16 protein-coding genes are annotated in these 20,438 nt (G+C 69.7%); 5 read left to right on the forward strand and 11 right to left on the reverse strand.

Annotation, left to right across the window (positions count from 1 at the left end):
• Positions 1 to 10: 10 nt before the first annotated feature.
• Together ACO06I_RS14800 and ACO06I_RS14805 are read left to right on the forward strand one after the other, a co-directional pair.
• Positions 11 to 1,504, forward strand: a complete 1,494-nt coding sequence (locus ACO06I_RS14800) for an MFS transporter (RefSeq protein WP_421933327.1) — start codon at positions 11 to 13, stop codon at positions 1,502 to 1,504.
• A gap of 59 nt (positions 1,505 to 1,563) precedes the next feature.
• On the forward strand, positions 1,564 to 3,051 hold the full coding sequence (locus ACO06I_RS14805; protein WP_421933328.1) for an MFS transporter: 1,488 nt from the start codon (positions 1,564 to 1,566) through the stop codon (positions 3,049 to 3,051).
• Positions 3,052 to 3,112: 61 nt separating this feature from the next.
• Here the strand turns inward: ACO06I_RS14805 and ACO06I_RS14810 are convergent, their stop codons facing one another.
• From ACO06I_RS14810 to ACO06I_RS14830, 5 genes are all read right to left on the reverse strand, one after another.
• Positions 3,113 to 4,342, reverse strand: coding sequence for a TetR/AcrR family transcriptional regulator (locus ACO06I_RS14810; protein WP_421933329.1), 1,230 nt, complete (start codon positions 4,340 to 4,342; stop codon positions 3,113 to 3,115).
• A 125-nt stretch (positions 4,343 to 4,467) separates the two neighbouring features.
• The gene (locus ACO06I_RS14815; RefSeq protein ID WP_421933330.1) at positions 4,468 to 4,821 is read right to left on the reverse strand and encodes a YdbL family protein; all 354 of its coding nucleotides are present in this window, start codon (positions 4,819 to 4,821) and stop codon (positions 4,468 to 4,470) included.
• Positions 4,822 to 4,832: 11 nt separating this feature from the next.
• Positions 4,833 to 5,015 (reverse strand): YnbE family lipoprotein, encoded by a 183-nt coding sequence (locus ACO06I_RS14820; RefSeq protein ID WP_421933331.1) that lies wholly within the window; start codon positions 5,013 to 5,015, stop codon positions 4,833 to 4,835.
• 19 nt (positions 5,016 to 5,034) lie between these two features.
• A complete protein-coding gene (locus ACO06I_RS14825) occupies positions 5,035 to 8,076 on the reverse strand; it encodes an intermembrane phospholipid transport protein YdbH family protein (protein WP_421933332.1) in 3,042 nt (1,013 codons plus the stop codon).
• A 94-nt stretch (positions 8,077 to 8,170) separates the two neighbouring features.
• Positions 8,171 to 8,947, reverse strand: a complete 777-nt coding sequence (locus ACO06I_RS14830; protein ID WP_421933333.1) for an SDR family oxidoreductase — start codon at positions 8,945 to 8,947, stop codon at positions 8,171 to 8,173.
• A 173-nt stretch (positions 8,948 to 9,120) separates the two neighbouring features.
• On the opposite strand from ACO06I_RS14830, the gene ACO06I_RS14835 reads away from it, so the two are divergent.
• The 3 genes from ACO06I_RS14835 (at position 9,121) to ACO06I_RS14845 (ending at position 13,828) form a co-directional block, all read left to right on the forward strand.
• Complete coding sequence (locus ACO06I_RS14835; protein ID WP_421933334.1) at positions 9,121 to 11,202, forward strand: 3-hydroxyacyl-CoA dehydrogenase NAD-binding domain-containing protein; 2,082 nt, start codon at positions 9,121 to 9,123, stop codon at positions 11,200 to 11,202.
• Between the two features lie 106 nt (positions 11,203 to 11,308).
• Entirely contained in the window at positions 11,309 to 12,511 is a 1,203-nt protein-coding gene (locus ACO06I_RS14840; RefSeq protein ID WP_421933335.1) for an acetyl-CoA C-acyltransferase, read from the forward strand.
• Positions 12,512 to 12,769: 258 nt separating this feature from the next.
• Complete coding sequence (locus tag ACO06I_RS14845; protein ID WP_421933336.1) at positions 12,770 to 13,828, forward strand: GDSL-type esterase/lipase family protein; 1,059 nt, start codon at positions 12,770 to 12,772, stop codon at positions 13,826 to 13,828.
• A 150-nt stretch (positions 13,829 to 13,978) separates the two neighbouring features.
• Here the strand turns inward: ACO06I_RS14845 and ACO06I_RS14850 are convergent, their stop codons facing one another.
• From ACO06I_RS14850 to ACO06I_RS14875, 6 genes are all read right to left on the reverse strand, one after another.
• On the reverse strand, positions 13,979 to 15,373 hold the full coding sequence (locus ACO06I_RS14850; RefSeq protein ID WP_421933337.1) for a D-arabinono-1,4-lactone oxidase: 1,395 nt from the start codon (positions 15,371 to 15,373) through the stop codon (positions 13,979 to 13,981).
• Positions 15,370 to 15,717 carry a c-type cytochrome gene (locus ACO06I_RS14855; protein WP_421933338.1) on the reverse strand — a complete coding sequence of 116 codons (348 nt, stop codon included), beginning with the start codon at positions 15,715 to 15,717 and terminating at the stop codon, positions 15,370 to 15,372. The genes ACO06I_RS14850 and ACO06I_RS14855 overlap by 4 nt, the downstream gene beginning before the upstream one ends.
• 274 nt (positions 15,718 to 15,991) lie before the next feature.
• Entirely contained in the window at positions 15,992 to 16,762 is a 771-nt protein-coding gene (locus ACO06I_RS14860; protein ID WP_421933339.1) for a hypothetical protein, read from the reverse strand.
• A complete protein-coding gene (locus ACO06I_RS14865; protein ID WP_421933340.1) occupies positions 16,759 to 18,231 on the reverse strand; it encodes a hypothetical protein in 1,473 nt (490 codons plus the stop codon). Before ACO06I_RS14865 ends, ACO06I_RS14860 begins: the two co-directional genes overlap by 4 nt.
• A 65-nt stretch (positions 18,232 to 18,296) precedes the next feature.
• A complete protein-coding gene (locus ACO06I_RS14870) occupies positions 18,297 to 19,073 on the reverse strand; it encodes an alpha/beta fold hydrolase (RefSeq protein WP_421933341.1) in 777 nt (258 codons plus the stop codon).
• Between the two features lie 11 nt (positions 19,074 to 19,084).
• Positions 19,085 to 20,356 (reverse strand): LLM class flavin-dependent oxidoreductase, encoded by a 1,272-nt coding sequence (locus ACO06I_RS14875; RefSeq protein ID WP_421933342.1) that lies wholly within the window; start codon positions 20,354 to 20,356, stop codon positions 19,085 to 19,087.
• Positions 20,357 to 20,438 lie beyond the last annotated feature (82 nt).

Below are 20,438 nucleotides of genomic sequence, written 5' to 3' on the forward strand. Positions count from 1 at the left end.
GAGCGCCACCTTGTCAGACGACATACCGACCCTTCGAGAAGCGCCGAGGCTCGGCCTGTCCACCAAGCTGTCCTACGGAGTGGGCTCCATCGCCGTGGGGGTGGCCACGCTCGGCCTCTCCTCCTCCCTGCTGCAGCCCTATCTGAACCGGGTCATCGGCCTGCCGGCCATGTGGGTGGGCACAGCGATCATGCTGACCCTGATGCTGGACGCCATCATCGACCCGGCCATCGGCCAATGGTCGGACAAACTGCGGACCAAGTGGGGCCGGCGCCATCCGCTGATGTACGCCTCGGCGCCCCTGATCGCGGCGGCCTGCATCGCCTTCTGGAACTCCCCGGCCACCTGGCCCCCCGCCACCACAGGGGTGTTCGTCATCGGCATGCTGGTGCTGCTGCGGCTCTGCGTCAGCCTCTACGAGATCCCTTCGGCGGCGCTCGCCCCCGAGCTCACCAGCGACTACCACCAGCGCACCACCCTGTTCAGTTACCGCTTCTTCTTCGGGGTGGTCGGCGGCCTGGGCATGAACGTGGTGCTCTACCAGGTCTTCCTGTCGCCGGCGGCGGGGGGCATCCTCAACCGCACCGGCTACGCCAATTTCGGGATTCTGGCCGGCGGGGTGATGGCGCTGTCCATCATCGTCTCGGCGCTCGGCACCCACCGCCACGTCAAGGGCCTCTACCAGCCGCCGGTCCGCCAGGTCCCCCTCAGCCAGGTGGTCAAGGAGGTGCTGGGCACCATCGGCAACCGCTCCCTGGTGGTGGTGATGATCTCGGGCCTCTGCTCGGGCGTGGCCGGCGGCCTGTCCGGCGCGCTCAGCCAGTACTTCTACATCGAGCTCTGGGGGGTCAGCGCCGCCTCGATCTCCTTCATCTCCATGGCCGGGGTCCTGGCCTCGGTCTCCGGCGTCGCCGTGGCCGGCCCGGCGGCGCGGATCTGGGGCAAGAAGCGGGCGATGCTGGTGCTGTTCGTCTGCTCGGTCTTCACCTCGGCCGTGCCCCTGTCGCTGAAGCTGCTGAACCTGGCGCCCACCGACAGCGGCCTGGTGCTGACCCTGCTGCTGGTGGACTATTTCATCGCCACCACCCTGGCCATCTCCGGCTTCATCATCATCTCCTCGATGATCGCCGACGTGGTGGAGGACGCCGCGGTCAAGACCGGGGTCCGCTCCGAGGGCCTGCTGCTGGCGGCCAACGGCCTGTTGCCCAAGTTCACCGGCGGCATCGGGGTCTTCCTGTCGGGGGTGCTGCTGACCGTGGTGGCCTTCCCCACCCACGCGGCGGCCGGGACCGTGGACCCGGAGATCATGCGCCGCCTGGCCCTGATCTTCCTGCCCATCAACACCGGCATGAGCCTGCTCTCCATCGCCGTCCTGCTGCCCTACAAGATCGACGAGACCCGCCACGCCTCCAATGTCGCCACCCTCGAGGCGGCCGCGGCGGTGGCCGAGCGGGCCCGGATCGAGGAGGCGCGGCCGGTCGTCGACGGGGCCTCCAGCGTCTAGAGACGCTTCCCCAAAACCGGGCTAGGTTTGCAGAACAGAACAGAAGTCCCGGAGGAACAATGACGCAGGCCGTACCAGGACCTCAAACCGACCGCCGGCTGAGCCTGCCCACCAAGCTGTTCTACGGCTTCGGCTCGGTGGCCTTCGGGGTGAAGGACAACGGCTTCTCCTACTTCCTGCTGATCTTCTACAACCAGGTCATGGGCCTGCCCGCCCAGACGGTGGGGCTGGCGATCATGATCGCCCTGTTCGTCGACGCCTTCCTCGATCCCATCGTCGGCCAGCTGTCGGACAATCTGCGCTCGCGGTGGGGACGGCGGCACCCGTTCATGTACGCCGCGGCGATCCCCGTGGCGGTCTCCTACCTGCTGCTGTGGAACCCGCCCAAGTCGCTGGATCACCAGGGCCTGTTCTTCTACCTGATCGGCACGGCCATCCTGATCCGCAGCTTCATCACCTGCTACGAGATCCCGTCCTCGGCCCTCGCCGCCGAGCTGACCACTGGCTACGACGAGCGCACCAAGCTGCTCAGCTACCGCTTCCTGTTCGGTTGGATCGGCGGCCTGGCGATGTACTTCGCCGCCCTGAAGATCTTCCTGCGCCCCGACGCGGGCCACAAGGTGGGCCAGCTCAATGTCGAGGGCTACGCCCACTACGGGATCGCCGCGGCCCTGCTGATGCTGCTGGCCATCCTGGTCTCGGCCGGCGGCACCCACAGCCAGATCCCGTTCCTGCGCGAGGCGCCGCACCGCAAGCTCTCCCTGTCGACCCTGGCCCGGGAGATGTTCGGCACCCTGTCCCACCGGTCCTTCCTGCGCATCCTCACCGCCAACCTGTTCGCCGCCATGGCCGGCGGCCTGACCCTGTCCATCAGCCTCTATTTCACGACCTTCTTCTGGGAGTTCAGCTCGGCCCAGATCGCGCTGTTCACCTTCGCCAGCCTGACCTCGGCCCTGTTCGCCTTCGCCGCGGCCCCGGCCCTCTCGCGGCGGTTCGGCAAGAAGCGCTCGGCCATGACCCTGCTGCTGATCGGGCTCACCGTCGGTTGCACGCCGATCGTCCTGCGCCTGCTGGGGCTGTTCCCCGAGAACGGCAGTGCGTTGCTCTTCCCGCTGCTGTTCGCCCAGAACGTGATCTCCACCGGCGCCACCATCACCGCCAACATCCTGACCTCCTCGATGATCGCCGACGTGGTGGAGGACTCGGAGCTCAGGACCGGCCGCCGGTCGGAGGGGCTGTTCTTCGCGGCCTCGGCCTTCGTGGCCAAGGCGGTCACCGGCATCGGCATCTTCACCTCGGCCATGCTGCTCAAGGCCGCCGCCTTCCCGCAGGGCGCCAAGCCCGGCGAGGTGGACCCGGCGATCATCGCCCGCCTGGGGATGATCTACGTCCCGGTCCTGGTGGTGCTCTATGGCCTCTGCGTGATCTTCATGAACGGCTACCGCATCACCCGCGAGGGCCACGCCGAATCCCTGCGCCAGCTGGCGGCGGCCGCCGACCTGGTGAACGAGGGCGAACCGGCCAGCGAGACCGGCAAGCTGTCCTGAATCGCATCTTGCTTGGCGCGTGACGGGCGCCGGAACCGGCGTCCACTTCCGGCTGTCACGCTTACCGGGCGAAGATGCCCATCAGCAGGGGCCGGGCGAAGACCGAGGGCGCGGCCTTCTGCGTCACGCCCGGCACCCAGAAGCCCAGCTCGGCGCCGGCGTTCAGGGTGGCGTTGAGCATCTGGGCGGCGATGAAGGGATCCACCGGGCGGATGGAGCCCTCGGCGATGCCGTCGGAGATCATCGAGGCGAAGCGGTCGGAGACGCGGTTGGAGTGGGCCACCTGCTCCTCGCGCATGGCCTCGGGCAGGGCCGAGAGGGCCGAGGTGCGCAGCAGCGGGCCGTATTCGGACAGCTGGTATTCGGCCAGGGCGGCGGCGGCGCTGGAGAGCTTGGCCCACTGGTCTCCCGGCAGGCTCATGGCCAAGCGCTGGACCCGGCGCATCACCTCGAATGTGCGGTCGAAGCAGGCCACCACCAGGTCGTCCTTGGCCTCGTGGTGATGGTAGAAGCTTCCCTTGGTGACGTTGAGCTCGGCGGAGATCTTGTCCACCGATGCGCCCTTGTAGCCGCGGCTGTTGATCAGGCGGGTGGCGGCCAGCAGGAAGGTCTCGCGGCCCAGTTCGCCGGAGTCGGGCGCCGCCAGCTCGGCCAGGGGCGCGGGCGCCGGGGCCCATTCGGCGCCGGGCATGGCCAGGCCGCCGGTGAGGATGTCGAACATCCGGTCGCCGATGCGGCCATAGTCCTCGGGGTCGTATTTCGGCAGCCAGGCCGCGGCCCAGAACAGCTGCTCCATCAGCATGTGGGTGCGGGCCGTGCGGCGGCCGCGGCCCAGCCAGGCCAGCTCCGGCGCCTCGAACAGGTTCCGCACCTTGCGGAACAGCTTCATGAAGGCGTCGAACACCTCGGTGCGGCGCGGATTGTTCAGGGCCCGGATGTCCGACAGCACCGGCAGGGGCGGCAGCTCCCCGGTGGCGGTCAGCCGCAGGCGCTCCAGATAGAGGTCCAGCAGGCGGCGCAGGCGCTGGGTGGGGGTGGGCTCCTGCAGGGCGGTCTCGGCGGCCTGGGTCAGCCACTCGACACCGCGCATCAGGCAGGCGGCGGCCAGGTCGTCCTTGCGCTTGAAATAGTAGGTGACGCTGGTGGTGGACAGACCCACGGCCGCGGCGGCCACCCCCAGGGTCAGGCCCTTCACCCCCTGGGTGTTGAGGATGACGGTGGAGGCGTCGAGGATGGCGTCGCGCTTCTTCTCAAAGCGGTCCGTCGACCGGGCGACGTTGCGGTCAGCCATCTCCCCTCCAGCCTCGCGCGGCCGGTTCCAGCCCGTCGCGAACCTCCCCTCTCTATCGGAACGGCCGCCGCCGCGCCAAGCGGCATGTTTCCGTAGACGTCACCCCACCGCGGGAATGGCGTCGGCTACTTCTGCACCCAGGCGCCTTCGGGGGTCTGGTAGTAGTCGCCCGGGCGCAGCTTGAGCTGGACGACACTGGCATAGGCCGCGGCGCCGGCCGCCTCGGGAGTCACCCCGTTCTTGGCGGCGGCCTGGCGGTAGAGCTGGGCGCGGCCGGCGTTGATCTCGGCCACGGCGGCCTGGACGGCGGGATCGCCCTCGCCCTGGACGAAGCCCAGGAAGCCGTCGTTCTGCTCGCCGACGACGCCCGCGGACTTGGCGGCGTCGACGGTGGCCTTGGCGCCGGCGGCGAAGGCCGGGCCGGCGATGATCGTCCCGACGATGGCGGCGACGGGGATCAGCATCTTTTGGAAGGTCATGGTCATGGCCCCTAGAACAGGTCCGGATTCTGCTTGATCAGCGCCTTGACGTCGTCGTCCAGCCGCAGGCGGACATCGGCGTCGAGCTTGGCGTAGATCGTGATCGGCTTCACATCCACATGCACCGTCGCGCACCCGCCCATTGTCAGGGCAAGGCCGGCGAACGCCAGGGCGGCGAGGGATCGAGGTGGCATGGGCGTCATCTCCGGGGCGTCATTTGGGGGTTGTCCCAGTCGGCGGCTGAACGGGGTCTGAACCGCGTAGCTTCTGATACTCGGCGAAGTCGCCCAGCAGTTGATCCAGGTTCAGCGAACTGTCCAGGGTCAGGTCGACCTTGGTGCCCGAGGGCAGGGGCAGTTTCTTCTTCAGGAAGCTGCGGGTCAGCACCTCCTGCGGGGTCAGCCAGATCTCCTGATGGGTCGGGGGCGCGTTCTCCCCCTTGATATGGAACAGCACCCCCAGCCGGCCCTTGGGCAGGCTGTTGATCTGGGCGTCCAGGCTCTGGAAGGCCAGGTTCTCCATGGCCTGGTAGGCGAAGTCGGTGAAGGTGTCGGTGGTGGGCGGCGGGGTTTTGTCCCCCAGCGGACCCGCGGCCACGGCGCCGTCGGCGGCCACCGCGCTCAGAGCGTCTCGGCGGATCGACAGGCGGCCGGGACCGACCGCGTGCAGGGTCCCGCCGGACACCCGCACCCCGTCGGGGGTGACCAGGAAGGGGATGGTCCCGCTGGCCTTGGCGGTGAGGTCCATGCGGGCGGCGAAGGGCGAAGCCTCCACCAGGTCGGAAAGCTGGACGTTGGTGAAGGTGATCGCCCCCTTCCAGGTCTGGCCGCCGGCGAAGGGCAGACTGAAGGGCTCCAGCCGCACCTGGCCGCCGCCGAGCGCGAGGTCCAGCGCCGACACGTTCACCGCCTCGGCCGCGATGCCGAAGGTCACCTCCGCCTCCGTCAGGCCGGCCAGGGCGTCGATCCTGCGGGCGGTCAGGTGCTGGCCGGGGGCGGCGGTGAGCGGGGCGAGGCTGGTGAAGACGACCTGGCCCGCCAGGCCGGTGACCTGGCCGGCCGGACTGCGGAAATCGAGACCTGGGATGTCCAGCACCCCGCCGCTGGCGGACCCGGTCTTGGTCCAGGCCACCTCGCCGTGGAAGCGGGCCTGGCCCACGGCGGGGGCGCCCACCAGGGCGGCGCGGGGGGAGAGGGCCGCCGGCTGCAGGCCGCCCTCGGCGAAGACCAGCGTCCCGGTGTCGAAGGTGAGCGCGCCGGCCCCCGTGGCGCCGTCATGGGTCAGGTCGCCCCGGCCCAGGGCGTGGCCGGCGGGATCGGCGGCGGCGATCTGGGCGCGCCAGACCTCGCCGGCCACCCGGGCGGTGGCGGTGGCGCGGACCGGATGGAAGCGGCGGTCGGGACTGGTGTCGGCCAGCTCACCGGCGGCGAGGTCGAGGGTTCCGGCCAGACGGCCGTTGGTCGTCCCCAGGTCCAGGCCGCCGGCGCCCGCGCTGAGCGCGGCCTGCAGGAACGGGACCTTGGCCGAGAGGCCCCTGGCGGCGGCCCGGATGCGCCAGTCGCCGTGGGCCAGGGTGAAGAGTGGGGCGGCCGTCGGGCAGAGCTCGCCGGCGACAGCTTCGACGTCGTTGGTCCCGAGCTCCAGCCGGCCGGAGACCGGGGCGCAGCCGCTGGCGGTGAAGGCCAGGGCCCCGCCCGTCAACCGCAGCTCGCCCTGGGCGGTGACGTGGCCGTCGCGGACCGGGCCGACGCCGGTGACGGCGCTCAGGCGGGTCTGGGCGGTGAGGCCGCCAGGGGTCAGGCGGTAGCGGTCGACCGCGAGATCCAGCTGCGGCAGGCCGCCGCCGTCGACCTTCAGGTCCAGGGCGCCGCCGCCCCGGGCGTAGAGCGGCGCGCGGCCGAGGGCGCGGAGGACCGCCTGGCCGCCTGCGGCGGGCCGCACCACCAGCGGGGCGGTCAGGGCCAGGGTCAGGCCCCCGTCACGGGCGGTGAGGGACAGCCCCTGGGTGGCGGCGCCGAAGCTGCGGGCGGCGCGCTTCAGGGCGGCGATCTCAGGGGCGTCCTTGTCGCTGGCGGGCCCCAGGCCCGACCAGTCGCCGTGGGTGGAGACGGCGCCGGCCAGGGCCAGGTCGCCCCCCTTGGCGGCCAGGACCGCCGAGCCGCGCAGGTCGCCGGCGAGCCGCGTCAGGGCGAGCTTGTCGCGGGTCAGGGCCTCGGCGGCGATCCGGGCGGCGAGGCCCGCGGCGACCCGGTCCCCGCCCCGCCGGGTCCAGTTGAGGCCCTTCACGTCGGCGGCGACGCGCAGGGCGCGGACCTGGGCGCCGGCCAGCTCGGCGCGGGCGGCCCCCAGGGTCGCGGCGCCGTCGCCGGTCACCGAGAGGGTGTCGATCCAGCCTGCGGACTGGCCGGTGAAGCTGGCCTGCAGGCTGGCGTCCTGCATCCGGGTCGCGCCGTAGCTGACCTGGCGGGCCTGGACCTTCAGGGTCTGGGTCAGGCCGCCGTCGCCACGCTTCCGTTTCAGGTCGGGATAGGCGGTGCGGGCGGTGAGCCGCAGGGTGGCGTCCCGGGCCGCGATCTGGCCCAGGGTCAGGTCGCGGACGCTGACCTCCAGGGCCGAGACCACCTGGTCGCCGGCGGTCACCAGGTGCAGCTCGCCGGGGCCCAGACGAACCGCGCGGTCGGCGCCCTTGAGCTCGGTGGGGGCGAAGGTGGCGTCCAGGCGCAGCAGGCGGCCGTCATCCAGCCGGGCGGCGGCCCGAGCCAGCAGCGGACCATAGTCAGTGTCCAGGCGCAGGCGGGCGTTCTCGATGGTGATGGCCGGTTGGCGGGTGTCGGGGCGCGGCGGGCGCTTGCGCAGGGTCTCGATCAGGGGGTCGAGCTCGCCAAGGCTGAGGCGGCCGGCCTTCCAGCGGCCGTGGATCACCGGGCTGGCCAGGCGGATCGAGGTGACCGTGGCCCCGAAGGGCTTGCCCGCCCACCAGCCGGTGAGGCCGTAGCGGACCTCGGCCACCTGGGCGGTGAGATCGGGGTGGGCGGCCGGACCGATGCGCAGGGTCCCGGTGAAACCGCCTGGACCGAAGGTGGAGAAGGCCACCTGCGACTCCACCCCCTGGGACCGCAGCCAGCCGGTCAGGGCCTCGCGGGCGATGATCCGGCGGCCGGCATAGGCGAGCGCCATGACCAGGACCAGGGCGGCGGCGGCCAGGACCAGGACGGTGCGCCAGGTTCGCCGGGGGATGATCGCTGGGTCGGTCAAGGCGCGCCGTTGCTGCGACTGGGGACTCCAGTCTTAGCGCAAAAACGGCAAGGGCGAGGCCGTTCCCCGCACCGGCGGGAAACGGCCCGATTTCCTAAAGTCCGCCGAGGCTGGCCAGGGCGACGCCGCCGTCGACGGCGATGGTTTCGCCCACCACGTAGTCGCCCGCGCGGCTGGCCAGGTAGATGGCGGCCGCGGCCATGTCCTCGTCGCGGCCGATGCGGCGCGAGGGGATGCGCTTGGCGATCTCGTCGCCCTGGTCGCGGGCCACCCGGTTCATCTCCGAGGCGAAGGCGCCCGGCGCGATGCCGGTGACGTTGATCGAGTCCTCGATGAGCGTCGCGGCCATGCGGCGGGTCAGGTAGATCAGGCCCGACTTGCTCGCATGGTAGGAATAGGTCTCCTGCGGATTGAGCCGGATGCCGTCGATCGAGCAGATGTTGATCACCTTGGCCGGCTGCTCGTGGCTGGCGGCGGCCTTCAGCGCCCCGTGCAGGGCCTGGGTCAGGAAGAAGGGCGACTTCAGGTTCAGGTTCATCACCTTGTCCCAGCCGCTCTCCGGGAACTCGTCGAAGGGCGCGCCCCAGGCGGCGCCGGCGTTGTTCACCAGGATGTCGAGCTTGGGTTCATGCTCGGAAAAGCGCTTGGCCAGCGCCTGGCAGCCCTCCACCGTGGAGACGTCCTGGGGCAGGGAGATGCAGTTGGGTCCCAGTTCCGCGGCGGTCTCGTCGCAGGCGCCGGGCTTGCGCGAGGAGATATAGACCTTGGCGCCCTGCTCGATGAAGCCGGCGGCGATCATCTTGCCGATGCCGCGCGAGCCGCCGGTGACCAGGGCCACGCGGCCCTTCAGTGAGAACAGATCCAGAGCCATCAGGCGCGTCCCTTTTTCAGCGTTGAAGCTGGGTCATAGACCCGTGTTTCCGTCACGAAAACCCTACGCACATTTGACTCGCACCGGGTCGGCGTGGCCTGTAACACGCGTTTGAATCTCTCCAGCCGCCCTGCCGAGAGGCGGCCCTGAAACGACAAGCCGAGGATGCGCCCATGACCGCCGTCAACTCCGTGACCGACCTCACGCTCGATGGCGACATCGCCGTCATCACCCTGAATTCGCCGCCGGTGAACGCCCTGTCGGCCAAGGTCCGCGAGGGCCTGTTCGAGGGCTTCAAGGCCGCGGGCGCCGATCCGGCCGCCAAGGCCATCGTGCTGATCTGCGAGGGCCGCACCTTCATCGCCGGCGCCGACATCACCGAGTTCGGCGGCGCCATGGCCGGTCCCAGCCTGACCGACGTGCAGGACATGATGGAGAACTCGCCCAAGCCGGTGATCGCCGCCATCCACGGCACGGTCCTGGGGGGCGGGCTGGAAGTGGCGCTGTGCGCCCACTTCCGCGTCGCGGTCCCGTCGGCGAAGTTCGGTCTTCCCGAAGTGAACCTGGGCCTGCTGCCCGGCGCCGGCGGCACCCAGCGCCTGCCCCGCGTGGTGGGTCCCGAGCGCGCGCTGGAGATGATGACCAGCGGCCGCCACGTGCCGGCTAAGGAGGCCCTGGCCGGCGGCCTGGCCGACGAACTGGTTGAGGAAGGCAAGCTGCGCGAGGGCGCCCTGGCCTTCGCCCGCAAGGTGGTGGCCGAGGGCCGCCCCCTGACCCGCATCCGCGACCAGAACGCCAAGGTCGAGGCCGCCCGCGGCAAGCCCGAGATCTTCGCCGACTTCCGCAAGGCCAATGCGCGGAAGTTCCGCGGCTTCCTGGCCCCGGAATACAACATCCAGACCATCGAGGCCGCCGTGAACCTGCCCTTCGACGAGGGGCTGGCCGTCGAGCGCAAGCTGTTTGGCGAACTGATGAGCGGCAGCCAGTCGGCCGCCCAGCGCTATTCCTTCTTCGCCGAGCGCCAGGCCCAGAAGATTCCCGGCATCGCCGACGACGTCCCGCTGATCCCCATCAAGAAGGTCGGCGTGATCGGCGCCGGCACCATGGGCGGCGGCATCGCCATGAACTTCGCCAACGCCGGCATCCCGGTGGTGATCGTCGAGCAGAAGCAGGAACCCCTGGACAAGGGCCTGGCCATCATCCGCAAGAACTATGAGCGGACCGCCTCGCGCGGCGGCATCACCGCCGCCCAGGTCGAGGAGCGCTGCGGCCTGATCACCGGCTCGCTCTCCATGGAGGACAGCTTCAAGGACGTCGACCTGGTGATCGAGGCGGTGTTCGAGCGGATGGACATCAAGAAGGACATCTTCGCCAAGCTGGACGCCATCTGCAAACCCGGCGCGATCCTGGCCACCAACACCTCGGGCCTGAACATCGACGAGATCGCCTCGGTGACCAAGCGTCCCGAGAGCGTCATCGGCCTGCACTTCTTCTCGCCGGCCAATGTCATGAAGCTGCTGGAGATCGTCCGCGCCGACCACACCTCCGACAGCGTCATCGCCACCTCGATGAAGCTGGCCAAGCAGATCGGCAAGGTCGCGGTCCTGGTGGGGGTCTGCCCCGGCTTCGTGGGCAACCGCATCCTCGGCCAGCGCCAGCGCGAAGCCCAGAAGCTGGTGATGGAAGGGGCCATGCCCTGGGACATCGACCGCGTGCTCTACGACTTCGGCTTCCCCATGGGGCCCTTCGCCATGAGCGACCTGGCCGGCCTGGACATCGGCTGGGTCAAGGAAAAGTCCAACGGCGAGAGCATCCGCGACGTGCTCTGCGAAGCCGACCGCCGCGGCCAGAAGACCGGCGCCGGCTATTACGACTACGACGAGAACCGCAACGCCAAGCCGAGCCCCTTCACCGAGAAGGTGATCCACGACTTCATCGTCAAGTCGGGCGCCAATCCGCGCAAGATCAGCGACGAGGAGATCCTGGAGCGCTGCATCTTCCCGATGATCAACGAGGGCGTGAAGATCCTCGAGGAGGGCAAGGCCATCCGCTCTTCCGACATCGATGTGGTCTGGCAGAACGGCTACGGCTGGCCGGTCTATCGCGGCGGCCCCATGTGGTACGGCGACCAGGTCGGCCCCGCCAAGGTGCTGGCCAAGATGAAGGAATTCCAGGCCACCATGGGCGATACGTTCAAGCCCGCCCCGCTGCTGGAAAAGCTGGTGGCCGAGGGCAAGAAGTTCTCCGACCTGTAATCACCCCCGCTCATCCCCGCCCGCGCGGGGATGAGCGGGCGGAGGTGTTGTGCCCTGCCGCCCAGGGGCCTATCTCAACCGCCTACAAACCAAGGACTCAAAATTCATGCGTGAAGCCGTCATCGTCTCCACCGCCCGCACGCCGATCGGCAAGGCCTATCGCGGCGCGTTCAACAACACCTCCGGCGCCGAGCTGGGCGGCCACGTGATCGCCGAGGCCGTCAAGCGCGCCGGCATCGACCCGGCCACCATCGACGACGTGGTGATGGGCGCGGCCCTGCAGCAGGGCTCCACCGGCAACAACATCGCCCGCCAGGCCGCCCTGCGCGCCGGCCTGCCCAACACCGTCTCGGGCATGACCCTGGACCGCCAGTGCTCCTCGGGCCTGATGGGCATCGCCACGGCCGCCAAGTACATCATCAACGACGGCGCCAATGTCGCGGTCGGCGGCGGGCTGGAGAGCATCAGCCTGGTGCAGAACGACAAGATGAACCGCTACCGCACCAGCGATAAGTGGCTCAACGAGCACGTGCCGGAAATCCACACCTCGATGCTGGAGACCGCCGAGATCGTGGCCGAGCGCTACGGCGTCAGCCGCGAAGCCCAGGACGAATACGCCTTCCAGTCGCAGCAGCGCACCGCCGCGGCCCAGGCCGCCGGGGTGTTCAACGCCGAGATCGCGCCGCTGAGCTCGATCATGATGGTGCAGAACAAGGAGACCGGCGAGTTCTCCGAGAAGGAAGTCACCCTCACCCAGGACGAAGGCAACCGTCCGTCGACCACCCTGGCCGACCTGCAGAAGCTGGCCCCTGTCTTCAAGGGCGGCATCTATGTCAAGGAAGGCAAGTACGTCACCGCCGGCAACGCCTCCCAGCTCTCCGACGGCGCCGCCGCCGTGGTGCTCATGGAGCGGAAGGAAGCCGAGCGGCTTGGTCTCACCCCGCTCGGCGCCTATCGCGGCATGGCCGTGGCCGGCTGCGGTCCGGAAGAAATGGGCATCGGCCCGGTCTTCGCCATCCCCAAGCTGCTGGAGCGTAACGGCCTGAAGATCGACGACATCGACATGTGGGAGCTCAACGAGGCCTTCGCCTCGCAGTGCCTCTACTGCCGCGACAAGCTGGGCATCGACCCGGCCAAGTACAACATCTCCGGCGGCGCCATCTCCATCGGCCACCCCTATGGCATGACCGGCGCCCGGGCGACCGGCCACATCCTGCACGAGGGCAAGCGTCGCGGTTACAAGTACGGCGTGGTGACCATGTGCGTCGGCGGCGGCATGGGGGCTGCCGGCCTGTTCGAGATCTTCTAGGGTCTCCAACGCCACCGAGTTCGACGAAGGGCCGTCCGCGAGGGCGGCCCTTTTTCGTGGGCGCGGCTCCCCCTCTCCCGCCTGCGGGAGAGGGTAGGGTGAGGGCTCTTTCTGAAGGGCGGTTGTCGCTCCCGGCGCCGAAAGACCCCCGCTGCGCGGAGGCCCCCTCACCCAACCTCTCCCCCTGAAGGGGGCGAGGAGGAGTCTCCCCACGGCCGGCGAATGTCCTAGACTGATCGCCTAACGCCGGAGTCCCGCATGCAAGCCGTACCCCTCACCGCCATCGAGACCCTGATGGATGGCCAGATCGACATCCGCCGCCGCGAGGGATCGCTGCAGCCGATGCGGCTGCCGGTGAAGGAGCTGGCCTTCTACGACCCCTTCACCCGCTGGGTGGCCTCCTGCGCCACGGGATGCCGGCTGCGGTTCTCCACCAACAGCACCACGGTGCGGCTGACCGCCACCCAGCACCTGCTGGCGCAACCCAATGACGGGGAGAAGCGCGGCGCCTACGACCTCTATGTGGACGGAACGTTCTTCGGACGCGGCTGGGGCGAGGGCGGCGCGGTGATGGAGGCCGACGGCAAGCTGAGCGGGGACGAGGCCTTCGCCATCACCTTCACGGGCCTGCCGGCCAGGACCAAGACCGTGGAGCTGTGGTTGCCCCAGGCCGCGACGGTGGCCATCACCGGCCTCTTCATCGACGACCGCGCCGCCCTGGAGCCCGCCGCCGAATGGCGCAAGCGCATCCTGTTCCACGGCAGCTCCATCACCCATGGCATGGAGGCCGAGGGGGCCACGGCCAACTGGCCCGCCGTGGCCAGCGGACTGGCGAACCTGGATCACCTGAACCTGGGCTGGGCCGGCTCCTGCCTGCTGAGCGGCCTGGCGGCGCGGATCATCCGCGACCAGCGGGCCGACGCCATCGTCCTGAAGCTGGGGATCAACGTCCACACCGACGGGCAGCTGAAGGAGCGCAACTTCCTCGACGCCGCCCACGCCATGATCTCCATCATCCGCGAGAAGCACCCCACAACCCCGATCGCCGTGGTCTCGCCGATCTGGTCGCCGCCCCGGGAAGAGGCCGGCGACGGACCCAGCCTGCAGCGCATGCGCCAGCTGCTGCAGGTGGTGGTGGCGGCCCGGGTCCAGAGCGGGGACGCCGCCATCCGCTATCTCGACGGCCTGGAACTCTTCGGCCCCGCCGACGCCGCCCTGCTGCCCGACGACCTGCACCCCAACACCGAGGGCTACCGGCTGATGGGGGAGCGGTTCCACCGCCTGGCCCTGAGCGGCGACGGGGCGCTGATCCGATAGATGCTCCCCCTCTGGGGGAGCTGGCGCCTAGCGCCTGAGGGGGACTTTGACTCTTGTCAGCTGAGGTCGGCGACGTCGATCCCCCTCCGTCAGGTGGCTACGCCACCTGCCACCTCCCCCACACCGCGCTGGCGCGCTGGGGGAGGATCTTCAGGCCCCAAACAGCTCCCGTAGATAGGGGTTCAGCATCTTCCCCTGCGGGTCGAGCCGGCGGCGGACCACCTGGAAGGCCGCCCAGTCGGGATAGAGCTTTGACAGCTGCGGCGCCTTGAGGCTGTGCAGCTTGCCCCAGTGGGGGCGGCCGCCGTGGGCCAGGAAGATCGGCTGGATCAGCTCGAACAGGAACTTGTAGTCGTCCTTGTAGTAGCAATGGACGGCCACCGAGCCTCTGGGCCCGCCATTGAAGGGCGAGAGCCAGGCGTCGTCGCCGGCGATCCGGCGGGCCTCGATGGGGAAGAAGACGTCCTTTCGGTGGGTCTCCAGGGCCGCCACCACCGCCTTCAGGGCCGCCAGCTGGTTCTGCGGCGGCAGGTGGAACTCCATCTCGTTGAAGCGCACCGGACGCTCGGTGGAGAGCAGCTTCCAGCCCTCGTCCACGGCCTCCTCCGGCTTGGTGGAACCCAGCAAGGCCTTGGCCGCGGCCTTGCGCAGGGGGGTGGAGAACCCCAGCAGGTTGCGCAGCTGCTTGAGGGCCTCGAGGAAGGCGTCGTCGCTGGAGGCCGCGCGCGGGGTGGCCGGCAGGTCGGTCTCGTCGTGGGTGATGTTGGCGGCGAGATCGGTGAAGGGGACGGCGTAGAACTCGTAGTTGCGGTGCTTGGCCCAGCGGTCTTCCGCCTTGGCGATCGTCTCGGCGAGCGGCTCGATCCAGACGTGGCGGTGCAGGCGGCGGTTGGCCGAGGTCTTCAGACGCACCTGGGTGATGACGCCGAGGCCGCCCAGGGAGACCCGCGCGGCGTTGAAGACGTCGGCGTTGTGGGTCGCGTCGCAGTCCAGGATCTCGCCGCCCACCGTCGCCAGGCGCAGGGCGGTGATATCGCCATGGATGGCCTTGAAGGCGGTCCCCGTGCCGTGGGTGCCGGTGCCGATGGCGCCCCCCAGGGACTGCTTGTTGATGTCGGGCAGGTTGGGCATGGCCCGGCCCTTGGCGGCCAGGGCAGGGCCGAGCGCGCCGAGACGCGTGCCCGTCCAGACCACCGCCTCGTCGCCCTCCCAGCGGTCGATCCCGGCCACCTGGTCCAGGGTCATCAGCGTGCCGGAGGTGGGAACCAGACCCGTGAAGGAGTGGCCGGCGCCCACCGGGCGGATGGGGACGGGGGTGGTCTTCAAGGTCTGGGCGACCTCGGCCTCGGACTTGGGCGCGCTGCGGATCGCGGGATAGGCGCTCTCGATCCCCGACCAGTTGCGCCAGAGCATCCGCCCCTGCGGGTTCACGCTGGGGGGCGAGGCCGGCTCGGGCTTCTCGCGGGTGGCGAGGAAGACACCCCCGCCGCCCACGACGACCACGCCGGCGGCGCCGGCCAGCAGGGCCTTGCGGCGGCTGATCATGACCTGTCTCCCTCGTGGCCGGCGATGAAGGCGATGAGCCCCCGGTAGTCCTCCGGCGTGCAGGCGGCGCACTGGCCGCCGGCCGGCATGGCCCGGTAACCCTGGACCACGTGGTCCAGCAGCACGGCCTCCCCTTGATGCCACCGGGGCAGCCAGGCCCGGGCGTCGTGGGTCAGAGGCGCGCCCGATGCCGGGTTGGTGTGGCAGGTCTTGCAGGCGCCCTCATAGAGACCGGCCAGGCGCGGATCGGCGGGCTTGAGGCTGGCGAAATCGGCGGGCGGGCCCGCCGGCTTGGCGCAGGCGGAAAGGCTCAGCAGCGCGGCCAGGATCAACAGGTGTCTCAAGCGTCCTCCCCGGGGCGCGATCGCCCTCTTGTCGGGGGGAGCCTAGCCGGGGTCGAGGGAGGATTGGAACCCAGAACCTCGCGAGGGCCACGAACAGCCAAGAGGTGTCATCCCGGCCGTAGCGAAGCGGAGGGCCGGGACCCAGATGCGCGGGGCTTGCCGGAGAGATCTGCGCGTCTGGGTCCCGCACTTCCGCGGCTTCGCCGCTCCATGCGGGATGACACGGAGGGGAGCCCGTCGCTGCGCCCCTGTTCGTGGCGTTCGCGGGCCGCCTCTACGGCGTCACCGTGATCCGCACCCGGCGGCGCTCCGGGTCGGTGACGCCATCGGGTATTTCGAGCTCGGGGTGGGCCAGCACGGCCGCCGGGGCGACCCCAAGCTCGGTGAGCGCCTGGGCCACCTTGTCGGTCCGCGCCTGGGCGAGGCCCGCCGGTTCGGCCAGCGTCTCCCCGTCCGACAGCAGGCTCGCCCCGCGCCAGCCGTCGATCCTGACCTTGCCGCCGGAGGCCTTGGCGTAGGCGACAGCGTCCAGGACGCCCCGGAACTGGTGGACATTGATATAGAGGCCCTCGAAGCCGAAGCGGACATCCCAGGTCTTCGCCGTGAACGGCGGCTGGGGCGCGGGCGGGACCGGGCGCGGGACCTCAGGGCCGGTGGCCAGCTGGCGGCCGCGGTTGGCGGGGCCGGGCCCGCGGGGGAAGTCGGTGATCCTGAAACCCTCGGCGGGCAGGACCTTGGCGCAGGTCTCGTCGATCTCCGGCAGGGCCGAGACGGTGGCGGGCTTGAGCACGATCCCGCCGCAGATCCGCGAGCCGTCCAAGACCGTTCCCTCCACCAGCGCCCGGTGGCGCAGCTGGGGCGGGTGGAAAGCCTCGCTGATGTCCCCCTGGACGCCGAGATAGTAGAGCTCCCCGCCATACTCGGCGAGCCAGCAGGGCACCGGCTGTGTATCGCGGATCATCGGGCAGGCGACGAAACTTCGTTGGGCCGGGGGCGGGGCGCCGGCGGTGAGCGCCAGGCAGGCGATGAGGGCCAACCGTCTCACAGCACGCTCATGAAATTGACCAGGTCGCGCTTTTCCTGGGCGGTGAAGTGGATGGCGTAGCGGCGGTCGTAATAGTCGACGAGGGCGGCCAGGTCCTTGGCCGAGCCGTTGGCGAAATAGGGGGCCCGCGCCGCCAGGCCGCGGAACTGCTGCATTGTGATGGACCCCACGTCGCGGCACAGGCCGGAGATCAGGGCCCGCCCCGGATCGTGGGTGTAGATCGTCCGCCCCAGGAACGGATGCGGCGGGGCGTCGGGGCGGCAGGTCACCTTGAACAGCGGCAGGTGGCGCAGGGGATCGGCGGTGGGCTGGTTGCTGGTCCCGATGTCCATCCAGCCGGGGGCCACGTCCATCCCGGTCATCTGGGCGTTGTGGCAGGTGGAGCAGGTGCGCTTGATGGGGTTGCCCAGGCCCACCGTGTTGAGGTGGCTGGTGTCGGAGATCCAGAAGGGGCGGGTCAGGAAGACGTCGGCGCCCCGGGCTGCCGAGGCGCGGAAGGCCGCCGCCCCCTTCAGTTTCGCCCCGGCCTTGGCGCGCCAGAGGTCGAAGGGCTGGAAGACCGGGGTCTTGAGGTCGTTGCCCAGCAGGCCGGGATGGGCGCGGGCCAGGGCCGCGGCGCCGAGGCCGGGGGGCGAACCGGCGGGCACGTCCTGGGCGGCGTAGACCTGGCTCTCGAAGGCGAGGATCTGGTCGAGCTGGTCACGGGTGGGCGGAGCCCCCGCCTGCAGGTGGGTGAGGGCGGCGTCGACGGCCTGGGTCCTCAGGGTCGGTTGGCGGGCGTCGGCCATCAGCTGCATGGAGACCGGGGCGCCGGTCTGCGGGTCGCGGGCCAGCGGCATGCCGGTCTTGACGTTGAAGCCGATGGGGTCGGGCGTCGTCACGTACTTCAGGTTCGCCACCGGCCGCGGCCTGCGGAAGACCGAGATCATCGGGTTGGGGCTGGAGAGCCCATAGACCGGATCGGTGTTGCAGCCGGTGGGGTCTCGGACCACCTCGATGGAGAACTCCGCCCCCTTGATGGGCCAGGGCAGGAAGATGCGGAACAGGCCGTGGTCCAGCAGCAGGCTGTGGGAGGATCGCCGGGCCTGCGGCAGGCTCGGGCAGTTGGACCCGTCGATGGCGGCGAAGACCGGGTCGCGGCCGTGGGTCGCCTTCCAGCGCGCGCGGAGTGAGGTTGCCGAGACGCTCATGCCGTCGGCGGGCTGGTGGCAGGTGACGCAGGCGCGGCCGTTGACGCCCAGGGGGGTGAAGAAGGGATGCCCCCGGGTCTCAAGCCCTCCGCCCGCGTTCAGCACCTCCAGCCGGCCATAGGGGTTGGCGTAGGTGGCCGCCGCGGCCATGGCCCGACCGTCGCCGGCGGTCCACCAGGACTTGGCGGCGGGGACGTCGACGCGGTCCGGGGTCTGGGCGGCGAGCGGCAGGGCGAGCGCCAGCGCCATCCCGCAGCCCACCAAGCCTCGCCACCTCATGCCGCTCTCCCTGGCCCCAACTCAGCATGAGCCGAGGGTCAGGAAAAGGGGTGAATTCTAAATGATCAGCCTAACCTACCGATGGCGTCCACCACCTGGGCGGTCTTCTCCACGATCACCATGTGTCCGGCCTCGGGGATGGAGACCAGCTCGGCGCCCTTGATGCCCTTCTTGAACCCGTGGGCGTAGAAGGGCGGCACCATGCGGTCGGAGTCGCCCCAGACCACCACCGTCCGGGCCTTGATCCGGTACATGCGCTGCGCCAGGCCCCGCTCGGGGATCGGGAACAGGATGCGGCCGGCCATGCCCAGCTGGCGGGCGTTGGTCACCAGATAGGTCTGCAGGAAGTTGGGATCCTCGACATTGCGCCCAGCCGTCAGGATCGCCGCGCCCGCCGCCGCGTCATGGAACAGGTACTGCGGCATCTCGTAGGGCATCAGGGAGAACATGTCGGCCACCGGATGGTCGTCGTTCCACAGGCCGGCCGGGCAGATGAGCGCCAGGCGGCTGAGGTCGTTGGGCTGACTGGCGGCCATCTCGGCGGCGATCATGCCGCCCATGGAGTGGCCGACGAGGATCGGGTCCTTGAGGCCCAGGGCCTCCACGACGTCCCAGCTGTGCTGGGTGAAATCCAGCATGTCGCGGATCTCGGGGCACTCCTCGCTGTCGCCGTAGCCGGGGATCAGCGGGGCGTAGACATGGTGCTTTTCGGCGAGCGCCTTGAGGAAGGGGTCCTCGGCGGTGACGCCCCCCGCGCCATGCAGGAAGACGAGGTCGGGGCCCGATCCGCCCTCCAGATAGCGGACGGGGACGTGCTGTGTCTGAACGGTCTTGAGGTCCATGTTCGTTCCCCTCACGCGTAGGTCTTGGCGAGTTCGGCGCTGGTGGGCGCCTCCTTGGGCAGGCTGCCCGAGGTGACGCGCTTGGCGAGCGGGCTGGTCCAGAAACGGTTGTCGTCGTCCCAGTCGGGGAACATGTTCCTAAGCTTGGGCATCACCTTCTCGGCGAACAGCTTGGTGGAATACATGCACTTGTCGGCGGGCATGTTCCCCACGTGCATCAGGCAGAAGATGTTGCCGACGTTGAGGCCCTTGATCAGCTCCTCCATCCGCTGGCGGACGGTCTCCGGCGAGCCCGCGATCACGTGGCCCTGCTCGGTGAGCTCCTTCCAGGTCAACTGGGTGTAGCCGCCGCGCGGCGGGGCGTATTGCGAGAGCGCGCCGGTCTGGATGGTCTTGATGGTCCGGTAGCCCGGGGCGTCGGCGAAGCCCGGATAGACGTGCAGGCAGCGGTTGTAGAAGTAGCTGACGTGCTCGGAATAGAGCCGCTCGGCCTCTTCATCCGTATCGGCCACCAGGATGGTCTGGGCGAAGCCCGCCCGGTAGGGGCTCTTGTCCACCCCGCGCTCGTCGACTCGGCGCCAGTAGCCGTCCATCAGGGCCTGGGCCCGCAGGTAGCCGGAGAAGCTGAGGTAGGAGTACGAATAGGTGTTGTCGATGCAGAAGTCGTAGGTCTCCACCGAGCCGCCGCCGGGGATGTGGACCGGCGGGTGGGGGGCGTCCTGGATCGGGCGCGGCCAGATGTTGACGTGCCGCAGCTTGTTGTAGCGGCCGTTCCAGGCGAAGGGCTCCCGCGTCGTCCAGGCCTTGATGATCAGGTCATGGGCCTCCTGGTACTTCTCGCGGGTGAGCGACGGTATCTGGCCGTAGCAGTAGTTGGTGTCCATGGAGGTCCCCACCGGGAACCCCGCCACCAGCCGCCCGCCGGAAATGCAGTCCAGCATGGCGAACTCCTCGGCCACGCGGATCGGCGGGTTGTAGAGCGCGATGGAGTTGCCCAGGACGACGATGGCCGCGTCCTTGGTGCGGCGGGCCAGGCCGGCGGCGATGATGTTGGGGCTGGGCATGATCCCGTAGCCGTTCTGGTGGTGCTCGTTCACACCGACGCCGTCGAACCCCAGGGTGTCGGCGTATTCCAGCAGGTCCATATAGGTGTTGTAGACCTCATGGCTCTTGGCCGGATCGAACAGCTTCTGGTCGATATCGACCCAGACGGACCGGTTCTTCTCCCGGAAATCGTCCGGCAGATAGGGCCAAGGCATCAGGTTGAACCAGGTGAACTTCATCGGGGTCTCCTCCGCGCCGCCTCTGTCGGGCGGTCATGTGAACGACGATAACCCCATGAGCCCCGGCGCCAAGGGCTTTGCG

The sequence above is a fragment of the Phenylobacterium sp. genome (genome assembly GCF_965229015.1).
In the GTDB taxonomy this organism is placed as follows: domain Bacteria; phylum Pseudomonadota; class Alphaproteobacteria; order Caulobacterales; family Caulobacteraceae; genus Phenylobacterium.